At 64.4% G+C, this 12,554-nt stretch carries 9 protein-coding genes and 2 rRNA genes; 7 read left to right on the top strand and 4 right to left on the bottom strand.

The window, feature by feature from the left end:
• Window positions 1-20 precede the first annotated feature (20 nt).
• A complete protein-coding gene (locus ACQEVM_RS25415; protein ID WP_433082715.1) occupies window positions 21-803 on the bottom strand; it encodes a hypothetical protein in 783 nt (260 codons plus the stop codon).
• A 135-nt stretch (window positions 804-938) separates the two neighbouring features.
• On the opposite strand from ACQEVM_RS25415, the gene ACQEVM_RS25410 reads away from it, so the two are divergent.
• The 4 genes from ACQEVM_RS25410 to ACQEVM_RS25395 all read left to right on the top strand — a co-directional run bounded on the left by ACQEVM_RS25410 (window position 939) and on the right by ACQEVM_RS25395 (window position 4,240).
• The gene (locus tag ACQEVM_RS25410) at window positions 939-1,733 is read left to right on the top strand and encodes an ABC transporter ATP-binding protein (protein ID WP_053678662.1); all 795 of its coding nucleotides are present in this window, start codon (window positions 939-941) and stop codon (window positions 1,731-1,733) included.
• Window positions 1,734-1,868: 135 nt separating this feature from the next.
• On the top strand, window positions 1,869-2,294 hold the full coding sequence (locus ACQEVM_RS25405; RefSeq protein ID WP_433082712.1) for an NfeD family protein: 426 nt from the start codon (window positions 1,869-1,871) through the stop codon (window positions 2,292-2,294).
• 107 nt (window positions 2,295-2,401) lie between these two features.
• Window positions 2,402-3,379 carry an SPFH domain-containing protein gene (locus tag ACQEVM_RS25400; RefSeq protein ID WP_433082710.1) on the top strand — a complete coding sequence of 326 codons (978 nt, stop codon included), beginning with the start codon at window positions 2,402-2,404 and terminating at the stop codon, window positions 3,377-3,379.
• A gap of 90 nt (window positions 3,380-3,469) precedes the next feature.
• Window positions 3,470-4,240 carry a sulfite exporter TauE/SafE family protein gene (locus ACQEVM_RS25395; protein ID WP_433082708.1) on the top strand — a complete coding sequence of 257 codons (771 nt, stop codon included), beginning with the start codon at window positions 3,470-3,472 and terminating at the stop codon, window positions 4,238-4,240.
• 49 nt (window positions 4,241-4,289) lie between these two features.
• On the opposite strand, the gene ACQEVM_RS25390 is transcribed toward ACQEVM_RS25395, so the two are convergent.
• The 3 genes from ACQEVM_RS25390 to ACQEVM_RS25380 all read right to left on the bottom strand — a co-directional run bounded on the left by ACQEVM_RS25390 (window position 4,290) and on the right by ACQEVM_RS25380 (window position 6,306).
• Window positions 4,290-4,793 carry an HNH endonuclease gene (locus ACQEVM_RS25390; RefSeq protein ID WP_351763136.1) on the bottom strand — a complete coding sequence of 168 codons (504 nt, stop codon included), beginning with the start codon at window positions 4,791-4,793 and terminating at the stop codon, window positions 4,290-4,292.
• 149 nt (window positions 4,794-4,942) lie between these two features.
• Window positions 4,943-5,476, bottom strand: coding sequence for a YbhB/YbcL family Raf kinase inhibitor-like protein (locus tag ACQEVM_RS25385; RefSeq protein WP_433082706.1), 534 nt, complete (start codon window positions 5,474-5,476; stop codon window positions 4,943-4,945).
• 47 nt (window positions 5,477-5,523) lie between these two features.
• Complete coding sequence (locus tag ACQEVM_RS25380; protein ID WP_053678672.1) at window positions 5,524-6,306, bottom strand: sporulation protein; 783 nt, start codon at window positions 6,304-6,306, stop codon at window positions 5,524-5,526.
• Between the two features lie 113 nt (window positions 6,307-6,419).
• Here ACQEVM_RS25380 and ACQEVM_RS25375 point away from each other — a divergent pair, with 113 nt between their 5' ends.
• The 3 genes from ACQEVM_RS25375 to ACQEVM_RS25365 all read left to right on the top strand — a co-directional run bounded on the left by ACQEVM_RS25375 (window position 6,420) and on the right by ACQEVM_RS25365 (window position 12,552).
• A complete protein-coding gene (locus tag ACQEVM_RS25375; RefSeq protein WP_433082703.1) occupies window positions 6,420-7,061 on the top strand; it encodes a DNA-3-methyladenine glycosylase in 642 nt (213 codons plus the stop codon).
• A 553-nt stretch (window positions 7,062-7,614) separates the two neighbouring features.
• Window positions 7,615-9,139, top strand: a 16S ribosomal RNA gene (locus ACQEVM_RS25370).
• Window positions 9,140-9,429: 290 nt separating this feature from the next.
• Window positions 9,430-12,552, top strand: a 23S ribosomal RNA gene (locus tag ACQEVM_RS25365).
• The 16S and 23S rRNA genes sit together here, the layout of an rRNA operon.
• Window positions 12,553-12,554 lie beyond the last annotated feature (2 nt).

The following is a 12,554-nucleotide window of genomic DNA, read 5'->3' as shown; positions in this document are numbered from 1 at the left end:
ACGTGACGCGCCCCCGGGGGTCAGCCCCGCTCCCGCTCCTCCACGGCCGCGTTGTACGCCGCGACCAGCGCCCGCCGCGCCACCCGCTCCACCGGCCGCAGGGCCTCGGCCCGCGCCGCCATCTCCGAGGCGGCCACCGCGCCCCCGTGCCCGTTCTCGTAGGCCAACGACACCATCAGGTCCACCCGCTGCGCCAACGACAGCACCCGCACCGCCCGCGGCGGATACCCCGGCGCCAGCACCTCCCGCCCGGCCTCGGCCCGCGCCCGGTACGCCGAAAGGGCCGCCTCGGCCACCGGCCCCGACCCCGCCACGTCCAACCGGGTCAGCACCACCGTGGCCTCGCGCAACGCCTCGGCCAGCTCCCGTTCCGCCTCGCCGAGCGACGGCACGTCCGCCGGCGGGGCCTCCCGCACCGGGAGCACGTGCCACACCACCTCCACGTGCACGTCCCCGGCCGGCCCGGCCTCGGTCACCTCCGGCACCAGCCCCAATGCCGCGCCGACGGCGACGACGGCCTCCTCCGCGTCCAACGCCCGCGCGTTGAACTCGGGCGGACCGCTCAAGCCCAACGGATGGCCCGGAGCCGGCAGCGCGACCCGCAACCCGGACACCCCCAGCGTCCGCATCCGGCCCAGCGCCAGCGTGAGCCCAACCGGCCCCGATTCCCCCGGCAGCCCCGACACCCGGTGTACGGCGTCCTCGCCCACGATCGACAACACGGCCTCGTCGGGCGAGACCAGACCGGCCAGCAGCGCGTTCCCCCAGGCGGCCAACCGCCCTGAACGTGGTTCGAAAAGCATCCCCCCACTTTACGGATCGGTGCGGGGAACCGGCCTGGCGCCCGGAGGCCTCGCCGAGTGGCGTAGGTTTTCCCCTGGGGCTGCGCCTACCGGTGCACTGACGATCCGAAGACTGCAAGGGGTGACAACACGCTCATGAGCGATGTTCTGGAGCTGGTGGACGTATCCGTGGTCCGCGAGGGCCGGGCGCTGGTGGACCAGGTCTCCTGGTCGGTGAAGGAGGGGGAGCGCTGGGTGATCCTCGGCCCCAACGGCGCCGGGAAGACCACCCTGCTCAACGTCGCCTCCAGCTACCTCTTCCCCACCAAGGGCGAGGCCACCATCCTCGGCAGCACCCTCGGCAAGGTGAACGTCTTCGACCTGCGCCCCCGCATCGGTGTCGCCGGTATCGCGATGGCCGACAAGCTCCCCAAGCGGCAGACCGTCCTGGAGACCGTCCTCACCGCCGCCTACGGGATGACGGCGACGTGGCAGGAGGAGTACGAGGACATCGACGAGCAGCGCGCCCGCGCGTTCCTCGACCGCCTCGGCATGACGGACTACCTCGACCGGAAGTTCGGCACCCTCTCCGAGGGCGAGCGCAAGCGCACCCTGATCGCCCGCGCCCTGATGACCGACCCGGAGCTGCTGCTCCTCGACGAGCCCGCCGCAGGCCTGGACCTCGGCGGCCGGGAGGACCTCGTACGCCGCCTCGGCCGGCTCGCCCGCGACCCGCTCGCGCCCTCCATGATCATGGTCACCCACCACGTCGAGGAGATCGCCCCCGGCTTCACGCACGTCCTGATGATCCGTCAGGGCAAGGTCGTCACCGCCGGTCCCATCGACCTGGAACTGACCTCCCGCAACCTCTCGCTCTGCTTCGGCCTCCCGCTGATCGTCGAGCGCAACGAGGACGACCGCTGGGCCGCCCGGGGTCTGCCCCTGCGCTAGGTCCTGTCGCCCGGGCCCTGTCGTCAAAGCCCCGCCCCGTGCGGGGCTTTGACGACAGGACCCGGCATCGGACCGGTTCGGCGGGCATGGCCCGCACCCTGTCCCGACCGTGCCCGACGGACCTACCATGACCATGTGACCGACATCGACGCATGGGTGTGGTGGCTGATCGGCGCGGTCGGACTGGGCATCCCCCTCGTCCTGACCGCGATGCCCGAGTTCGGCATGTTCGCGGTCGGCGCGGTGGCCGCCGCCGTCACGGCGGCGCTCGGCGGGGGAGTGGTGGCACAGGTCCTGGTCTTCGTGATCGTCTCGGTGGCCCTGATCGCCGTCGTCCGGCCCCTCGCCAACCGCCACCAACGACCCCAACACCGCACGGGCATCGACGCGTTGAAGGGCAGAAGTGCCGTCGTCCTCGAACGCGTCGACGGCGGCGGCGGCCGGATCAAACTCGCCGGCGAGATCTGGTCCGCCCGCGCCCTCGACGCGGACGTCAGCTACGAACCCGGCCAGTCCGTGGACGTCGTGGACATCGACGGGGCGACCGCGGTCGTCATGTGACGTGATGTGACCTGATGTGAGCCAAGCAGCCGACTCGCGGCCCCGAGGTCTGCGAGACTCGCGATCAACGGGGCAGCACAGACAGCCGGAAGGGCACGGGGAACCGCATGCAACCGATCATCATCGTCCTGATCATTCTCGTGGTTCTGGTCTTCATCGCACTGGTCAAGACGATCCAGGTGATCCCGCAGGCCAGCGCCGCCATCGTCGAGCGATTCGGCCGCTACACCCGCACCCTCAACGCGGGCCTGAACATCGTCGTCCCGTTCATCGACTCGATCCGCAACCGGATCGACCTGCGTGAACAGGTCGTCCCCTTCCCGCCGCAGCCGGTGATCACCCAGGACAACCTGGTCGTCAACATCGACACCGTCATCTACTACCAGGTGACCGACGCCCGCGCCGCGACGTACGAAGTGGCCAGCTACATCCAGGCCATCGAGCAACTCACCGTCACCACGCTGCGCAACATCATCGGCGGCATGGACCTCGAACGCACCCTCACCTCCCGCGAGGAGATCAACGCCGCCCTGCGCGGAGTCCTCGACGAGGCCACCGGCAAGTGGGGCATCCGCGTCAACCGCGTCGAGCTGAAGGCCATCGAGCCGCCGACCTCCATCCAGGACTCGATGGAGAAGCAGATGCGCGCCGACCGCGACAAGCGCGCCGCGATCCTCCAGGCCGAAGGTGTCCGACAGTCCGAGATCCTGCGCGCCGAGGGCGAGAAGCAGTCCTCGATCCTGCGCGCCGAAGGTGACGCCAAGGCCGCAGCCCTGCGCGCCGAAGGCGAGGCCCAGGCCATCCGCACGGTCTTCGAGTCCATCCACGCCGGCGACGCCGACCAGAAGCTCCTCGCCTACCAGTACCTCCAGATGCTCCCGAAGATCGCCGAAGGCGACGCAAACAAGCTCTGGATCGTGCCGAGCGAGATCGGCGACGCCCTCAAGGGCCTCTCCGGCGCCATGGGTAACTTCGGCCCCATGGGCGGAGGTTCCGGCTTCAACCCGCAGAACTCCGGCAAGGAGGGCGGCAACGCGAGCGACACCGTCCCGCCCTCCCGCCGCGAACAGCCCCCCATCGACTGACGCTCCCTTCCCCTCCTGCATGATCGGACCGGCCCCTCGACCTTCATGGCGGGGAGGCGACCCACTCATGCAAAGGGGATGGCGCGGTCCATGTCCATCTGGGAATCACTCGCGGTCTTCGCCGCCGGCATCGGCGCCGGCACGATCAACACCATCGTCGGCTCCGGCACCCTCATCACCTTCCCGGTGCTGCTCGCCACCGGCCTGTCCCCGGTCACCGCCAACGTGTCCAACACGCTCGGACTGGTGCCCGGGTCCATCAGCGGAGCCATCGGCTACCGCAAGGAACTCCAGGGCCAGCGCGCCCGCATCATGCGGCTCGGCGCCGTCTCCCTCGTCGGCGGGCTCGCGGGAGCCATCCTGCTCCTCACCCTGCCGTCGGACTCCTTCGACACGATCGTGCCCGTCCTGATCGGGCTCGCCCTCGTGCTCGTCGTGCTCCAGCCCCGACTCGCGGCGGCCCTGCGCAAGCGCCAGGAGGCCTCGGGCGGCGACGCCGGGCATCCCGACGGAGGCCCGGCCCTGCTCTCGGGGATGCTGCTCGCCAGCGCGTACGGAGGCTACTTCGGCGCCGCCCAGGGAGTGCTGTACCTCGGACTCATGGGCCTGCTCCTCCGCGACGACCTGCAACGGATCAACGCCGTCAAGAACGTCCTCGCCGCCCTCGTCAACGGCATCGCGGCCGTCGTCTTCCTCTTCGTCGCCGAGTTCGACTGGACGGCCGTGGTCCTCATCGCGGTCGGCTCCACCATCGGCGGCCAGATCGGCGCCAAGGTCGGCCGCCGGCTCCCGCCGACCGCCTTGCGCGGAATCATCGTCGTGGTCGGCATCCTCGCGATCGTCCAGCTGCTGATCCGCTGAGCGACGTATCCCGAATACGTCGCCCAGCGCAGCCGCACGGTCAGCGGTACTAGGCGGAACGCTCAAGCCACTCGGGGAGGGCACTGCGACCGCCCGCCCCCAGCGCCAACAGCATCGCGTCCGCCGGCGACGGCACGAACGGCTTCCGGAGGAGCGGCATCCCCGCCTCCTCCGGAGTCCGGGCCGCTTTGCGGTGGTTGTCCTCGGCGCACGAGGCCACCGTGTTCAACCACGTGTCCCCGCCGCCCTGAGCCCGCGGCAGTACGTGGTCCACGGTCGTCGCGCGCCTCCCGCAGTACGCGCACCGGTGCTGGTCCCGGGCCAACACACCCCTCCGTGACCAGGGAGCATGTCTTCGGAAGGGCACCCGGACATACCTGCACAACCTGATCACCCGGGGCATCGGAAGCTCCATGGTGGCCGCCCGCACACGCAGCTCGGGATGGGACTGTTCGACCACGGCCTTGTCCTGGAGCACCAGGACCACGGCCCTGTTCAACGTCACCGTCGACAGCGGCTCGAAGCTCGCATTCAGCACCAGCGTGTCCCGCATCTCGCCCACCTCCCGTGTGCAGGCCCGCGACCACACCGGCAGCAGAGCCCGCAACCACTCTGGCCGCGCGCGCCACGCGGGACAACGCAATAAAAATGCCCGGTCCTGGCCGTCTTTAGACCAGGACCGGGCAAACAACGGGACAACGATCAGCCGGTGGGCGCCTCGTACTCACCGATCAGCTGCGCACGACCCAGGGTGTGGAACCGCAGATTGAAGCCGACGACCGCCGGCGAGACGTCCGCGTCCGGCCCGAGCTTCTCCTCATCCACCGCGTACACGGTGAACACGTACCGGTGCCGCTCCCCGGCCGGCGGCTGCGCGCCGCCGAAATCCCGGGTGCCGTAGTCGTTCCGTACGTGCACGGCCCCGTCCGGCAGCCCCTCGAACTTCCCGCTGCCCGCACCCGCAGGCAGCTCGGTGACCGACACCGGAAGATCGAACAGCACCCAGTGCCAGAACCCGCTGCCCGTCGGCGCATCCGGGTCGAAACACGTCACGGCGAAGCTCTTCGTCCCCGCCGGGAAACCCTCCCACCGCAGGTGCGGCGAGACGTTCCCACCCGTCAGGACCTGCGCGTCACCCAGATCCGCCCCGGGCTCCACATCCCCGCTCACCACGGAGAAGGCGTGCACCTCCGGGTGGAAGGCGTGGGGAAGAGGTGCCCTGCTCTGCTCGACCACTGCTGAACCTCCTGCATCGCGTACGCGTACGTCCCCGAGCCTAGGACCTAGAGCCAGTTGCGCTGCGAACCGACCGAGGCGATCCACTGGTTCAGGTACGCCGCCCAGTCGGTGTCCTGGTAGGACTGCAGCCCCACCTGGAAGCAGCGGTAGGTGTCACTGCCCTCGGAGAACAGACCCGGCTTCTTGTCCATCTCCAGGACGACGTCCATCTCACGACCGTCCGAGACGAAGGTCAGCTCGACCTGGTTCAGCCCCCGGTACTGCGACGGCGGCAGGAACTCGATCTCCTGGTAGAAGGGCAGCGTCTGACGCGTCCCCCGGATGTGCCCGCGCTCCATGTCCGCCGAACGGAAGGAGAAGCCGAGCTGCCGGAAGGCGTCCAGGATCGCCTGCTGCGCCGGCACCGGGTGCACGTTGATCGCGTCCAGGTCACCCGCGTCCACCGCGCGCGCGATCTCCAGCTCGGTGCTGACCCCGATGTTCATCCCGTGCAGGTGCTGACCGCCGAAGTGGGTGATCGGCGTCTCCGCGGGGATCTCCAGCCCGAACGGCACCACGTGCAGCGCGCCGGCCTGCACCTGCACGGCACCCCCGAGGCGCTGCTTGGTGAAGACGATGTCCTGCTTGTACTCCTGGTCACCGCCCTCCACCTCCACCCGCGCCTGGAGACCGACGGACAGCCCCTCGATCTGCTGCTCCACGGATCCGCCCTGGATCCGGACCTCACCCTGGACGATGCCGCCCGGAACGACGTTCGGCTCGGTGATGATCGTGTCCACCGAGGCACCACCGGCACCCAGGCTCGCGAACAGCTTCCTGAACCCCATGCTCTGACTCCCCTTGACGGCTCTATCGATGTAAAAGTTCTGGCGACTACCTCTACAAACGCGGAACCTTAGGCCCCGGTTGCAGCCGCGCGCGTTCCACTACGCTCGATTGGATGAGCGCGCGCCCCGACCGTACGCCCCTGGCCCGGTCCTTCTTCGACCGCCCGGTCCTCACCGTGGCCCCCGACCTCCTCGGCCGGACCCTCGTCCGCCGGACCCCGGACGGCCCGCTGGAACTCCGCATCACGGAAGTCGAGGCGTACGAGGGGGAGGCGGACCCCGGCTCGCACGCCTACCGGGGCCGCACGGCCCGCAACGCGTCGATGTTCGGGCCGCCCGGACACGCGTACGTCTACTTCATCTACGGAATGTGGTTCAGCCTCAACCTGGTGTGCGGTCCCCCGGGCCACGCGAGCGGGGTCCTGCTGCGGGCGGGCGAGGTGACGGTCGGCGCCGAGCTCGCCCGCACACGTCGACTCTCCGCGAGGCGGGACGGGGAACTGGCCAAGGGCCCGGCGCGCCTGGCCACCGCCCTGGACGTGGACCGCTCCCTGGACGGCACCGACCTCTGCGCCGGTCCCGACTCCCCGTTGTCCCTGCTCACGGGCACCCCCGCCACACCCGACCTGGTGAGCACGGGTCCCCGCACGGGAGTCGGCGGAGCCGGCGCGGGCCATCCCTACCGCTTCTGGATCGCCCAAGACCCGACGGTCAGCCCGTACCGCGCCCACGCGCCCCGCCGCCGCTCGACTTGACTCGCCCCTCGCGGACGCCTAACGTAGCCCGAGCCGCTTGAACGGGGTACTGCCTTCGCAGACCCCCAGAGCGGCCAAACCACTCACACGACGACTACCCCTGGCGGGGACGATTTCGGCATGCCCGAATTCGAATCCGACGGCCCGATTATGAGCCCCAAGGGAAAAGCGCTAACGTGGTGGAGCGCCGAAAGGCACAGGCCCCCAACGGCCACCGAATTCAAATCCAAACCGACTGCGACTTTCGAGAAGCAGGGCGCGGAAATGATCTGGTAGAGTTGGAAACGAAGGAAGCGCCCGGAGGGCCTGGAAACAGGAACGAAGGAAGCGTCCGTTCCTTGAGAACTCAACAGCGTGCCAAAAATCAACGCCAAAAGTTGATACCCCGTCCATTTCGGTGGATGAGGTTCCTTTGAAAAAGACCTGTGAGGTCGCAATCTTCGGGTTGTGGTGCTTGCAGGCGATTACACAGCGAGGACGCAGTGGTCGATCGGTCTTATTCCGACATGATCGGCCCGCTCTAAGTGCGTGTGCACCCGATTACGGGTAAACATTCATGGAGAGTTTGATCCTGGCTCAGGACGAACGCTGGCGGCGTGCTTAACACATGCAAGTCGAACGATGAAGCCCTTCGGGGTGGATTAGTGGCGAACGGGTGAGTAACACGTGGGCAATCTGCCCTTCACTCTGGGACAAGCCCTGGAAACGGGGTCTAATACCGGATAATACTCCTGCCTGCATGGGTGGGGGTTAAAAGCTCCGGCGGTGAAGGATGAGCCCGCGGCCTATCAGCTTGTTGGTGGGGTAATGGCCCACCAAGGCGACGACGGGTAGCCGGCCTGAGAGGGCGACCGGCCACACTGGGACTGAGACACGGCCCAGACTCCTACGGGAGGCAGCAGTGGGGAATATTGCACAATGGGCGAAAGCCTGATGCAGCGACGCCGCGTGAGGGATGACGGCCTTCGGGTTGTAAACCTCTTTCAGCAGGGAAGAAGCGAAAGTGACGGTACCTGCAGAAGAAGCGCCGGCTAACTACGTGCCAGCAGCCGCGGTAATACGTAGGGCGCAAGCGTTGTCCGGAATTATTGGGCGTAAAGAGCTCGTAGGCGGCTTGTCACGTCGGATGTGAAAGCCCGAGGCTTAACCTCGGGTCTGCATTCGATACGGGCTAGCTAGAGTGTGGTAGGGGAGATCGGAATTCCTGGTGTAGCGGTGAAATGCGCAGATATCAGGAGGAACACCGGTGGCGAAGGCGGATCTCTGGGCCATTACTGACGCTGAGGAGCGAAAGCGTGGGGAGCGAACAGGATTAGATACCCTGGTAGTCCACGCCGTAAACGTTGGGAACTAGGTGTTGGCGACATTCCACGTCGTCGGTGCCGCAGCTAACGCATTAAGTTCCCCGCCTGGGGAGTACGGCCGCAAGGCTAAAACTCAAAGGAATTGACGGGGGCCCGCACAAGCAGCGGAGCATGTGGCTTAATTCGACGCAACGCGAAGAACCTTACCAAGGCTTGACATATACCGGAAAGCATTAGAGATAGTGCCCCCCTTGTGGTCGGTATACAGGTGGTGCATGGCTGTCGTCAGCTCGTGTCGTGAGATGTTGGGTTAAGTCCCGCAACGAGCGCAACCCTTGTCCTGTGTTGCCAGCATGCCCTTCGGGGTGATGGGGACTCACAGGAGACCGCCGGGGTCAACTCGGAGGAAGGTGGGGACGACGTCAAGTCATCATGCCCCTTATGTCTTGGGCTGCACACGTGCTACAATGGCCGGTACAATGAGCTGCGATACCGTGAGGTGGAGCGAATCTCAAAAAGCCGGTCTCAGTTCGGATTGGGGTCTGCAACTCGACCCCATGAAGTCGGAGTTGCTAGTAATCGCAGATCAGCATTGCTGCGGTGAATACGTTCCCGGGCCTTGTACACACCGCCCGTCACGTCACGAAAGTCGGTAACACCCGAAGCCGGTGGCCCAACCCGTAAGGGAGGGAGCTGTCGAAGGTGGGACTGGCGATTGGGACGAAGTCGTAACAAGGTAGCCGTACCGGAAGGTGCGGCTGGATCACCTCCTTTCTAAGGAGCACAGTACCGATTGCAGACAAATGTTCTGCACGGTCAGCTCATGGGTGGAACGTTGATTATTTGGCACGGTCTTCCAAAGCATTCTGCAAGTACTGCCCTCGGGCGTGGAAAGCGGTGATGGTGGCGGAGGGTCGTGCCTGGCACGTTGTTGGGTATCTGAGGGTACGGCCGTAAGGTTGTATCTTCGCGATGCCGGCCCCAGTGAACTCGCCAGCTTGTCTGGTGGGGTGATGGGTGACTGGTCGTTGCTTGAGAACTACACAGTGGACGCGAGCATCTGTGGCCAAGTTTTTAAGGGCACACGGTGGATGCCTTGGCACCAGGAACCGATGAAGGACGTGAGAGGCCGCGATAGGCCCCGGGGAGCTGCCAACTGAGCTTTGATCCGGGGGTGTCCGAATGGGGAAACCCGGCAGTCGTCATGGGCTGTCACCCACTGCTGAACACATAGGCAGTGTGGAGGGAACGAGGGGAAGTGAAACATCTCAGTACCCTCAGGAAGAGAAAACAACCGTGATTCCGGGAGTAGTGGCGAGCGAAACCGGATGAGGCCAAACCGTATGCGTGTGATACCCGGCAGGGGTTGCGCATGCGGGGTTGTGGGAATTCTTTTGATCGGTCTGCCGGCCGGTCGGCGAGTCAGAAACCGTTGATGTAGTCGAAGGACATGCGAAAGGTCCGGCGTAGAGGGTAAGACCCCCGTAGACGAAACATCAGCGGCTTGCTTAAGAATCTCCCAAGTAGCACGGGGCCCGAGAAATCCCGTGTGAATCTGGCGGGACCACCCGCTAAGCCTAAATATTCCCTGGTGACCGATAGCGGATAGTACCGTGAGGGAATGGTGAAAAGTACCGCGGGAGCGGAGTGAAATAGTACCTGAAACCGTGTGCCTACAAGCCGTGGGAGCGTCGCTGTATGTGCTTGCACATACAGTCGTGACTGCGTGCCTTTTGAAGAATGAGCCTGCGAGTTAGCGGTGTGTAGCGAGGTTAACCCGTGTGGGGAAGCCGTAGCGAAAGCGAGTCCGAATAGGGCGATTGAGTTGCACGCTCTAGACCCGAAGCGGAGTGATCTAGCCATGGGCAGGTTGAAGCGGAGGTAAGACTTCGTGGAGGACCGAACCCACCAGGGTTGAAAACCTGGGGGATGACCTGTGGTTAGGGGTGAAAGGCCAATCAAACTCCGTGATAGCTGGTTCTCCCCGAAATGCATTTAGGTGCAGCGTCGTGTGTTTCTTGCCGGAGGTAGAGCACTGGATAGGCGATGGGCCCTACCGGGTTACTGACCTTAGCCAAACTCCGAATGCCGGTAAGTGAGAGCACGGCAGTGAGACTGTGGGGGATAAGCTCCATGGTCGAGAGGGAAACAGCCCAGAGCATCGACTAAGGCCCCCAAGCGTACGCTAAGTGGGAAAGGATGTGGAGTCGCAGAGACAACCAGGAGGTTGGCTTAGAAGCAGCCACCCTTGAAAGAGTGCGTAATAGCTCACTGGTCAAGTGATTCCGCGCCGACAATGTAGCGGGGCTCAAGCGTACCGCCGAAGTCGTGTCATTTCAGCAATAGGGCCAACGCCCGCTGGGATGGGTAGGGGAGCGTCGTGTGCCGGGTGAAGCAGCAGCGGAAGCTAGTTGTGGACGGTTCACGAGTGAGAATGCAGGCATGAGTAGCGATACACACGTGAGAAACGTGTGCGCCGATTGACTAAGGGTTCCTGGGTCAAGCTGATCTGCCCAGGGTAAGTCGGGACCTAAGGCGAGGCCGACAGGCGTAGTCGATGGACAACCGGTTGATATTCCGGTACCCGCTTTGAAACGCCCAATATCGAATCCTCTAATGCTAAGGCCGTGAAGCCGTTCCGGACCCTTCGGGGAAAGGAAAGTGGTGGAGCCGCCGATCCAAGGTGGTAGTAGGTAAGCGATGGGGTGACGCAGGAAGGTAGTCCAACCCGGGCGGTGGTAGTCCCGGGGTAAGGGTGTAGGCCGAGGGGTAGGCAAATCCGTCCCTCATTAAGGCTGAGACCTGATGCCGAGCCGATTGTGGTGAAGTGGATGATCCTATGCTGTCGAGAAAAGCCTCTAGCGAGTTTCATGGCGGCCCGTACCCTAAACCGACTCAGGTGGTCAGGTAGAGAATACCGAGGCGTTCGGGTGAACTATGGTTAAGGAACTCGGCAAAATGCCCCCGTAACTTCGGGAGAAGGGGGGCCATCACTGGTGATCGGATTTACTCCGTGAGCTGGGGGTGGCCGCAGAGACCAGCGAGAAGCGACTGTTTACTAAAAACACAGGTCCGTGCGAAGCCGTAAGGCGATGTATACGGACTGACGCCTGCCCGGTGCTGGAACGTTAAGGGGACCGGTTAGTGCGCTTTCGGGCGTGCGAAGCTGAGAACTTAAGCGCCAGTAAACGGCGGTGGTAACTATAACCATCCTAAGGTAGCGAAATTCCTTGTCGGGTAAGTTCCGACCTGCACGAATGGCGTAACGACTTCTCGACTGTCTCAACCATAGGCCCGGTGAAATTGCACTACGAGTAAAGATGCTCGTTTCGCGCAGCAGGACGGAAAGACCCCGGGACCTTTACTATAGTTTGATATTGGTGTTCGGTTCGGCTTGTGTAGGATAGGTGGGAGACTTTGAAGCAGCCACGCCAGTGGTTGTGGAGTCGCCGTTGAAATACCACTCTGGTCGTGCTGGATGTCTAACCTCGGTCCGTGATCCGGATCAGGGACAGTGTCTGATGGGTAGTTTAACTGGGGCGGTTGCCTCCCAAAGAGTAACGGAGGCGCCCAAAGGTTCCCTCAGCCTGGTTGGCAATCAGGTGTTGAGTGTAAGTGCACAAGGGAGCTTGACTGTGAGACCGACGGGTCGAGCAGGGACGAAAGTCGGGACTAGTGATCCGGCGGTGGCTTGTGGAAGCGCCGTCGCTCAACGGATAAAAGGTACCCCGGGGATAACAGGCTGATCTTCCCCAAGAGTCCATATCGACGGGATGGTTTGGCACCTCGATGTCGGCTCGTCGCATCCTGGGGCTGGAGTCGGTCCCAAGGGTTGGGCTGTTCGCCCATTAAAGCGGTACGCGAGCTGGGTTTAGAACGTCGTGAGACAGTTCGGTCCCTATCCGCTGTGCGCGTAGGAATATTGAGAAGGGCTGTCCCTAGTACGAGAGGACCGGGACGGACGAACCTCTGGTGTGCCAGTTGTCCTGCCAAGGGCATGGCTGGTTGGCTACGTTCGGGAGGGATAACCGCTGAAAGCATCTAAGCGGGAAGCCTGCTTCGAGATGAGTATTCCCACCTCCTTGAGAGGGTAAGGCTCCCAGTAGACGACTGGGTTGATAGGCCAGATGTGGAAGCCCGGTAACGGGTGGAGCTGACTGGTACTAATAGGCCGAGGGCTTGTCCTCAG

Source organism: Streptomyces sp. CA-243310 (assembly GCF_050936775.1).
GTDB lineage: Bacteria > Actinomycetota > Actinomycetes > Streptomycetales > Streptomycetaceae > Streptomyces.
This window is presented reverse-complemented; position numbering and strand designations above follow the sequence as displayed.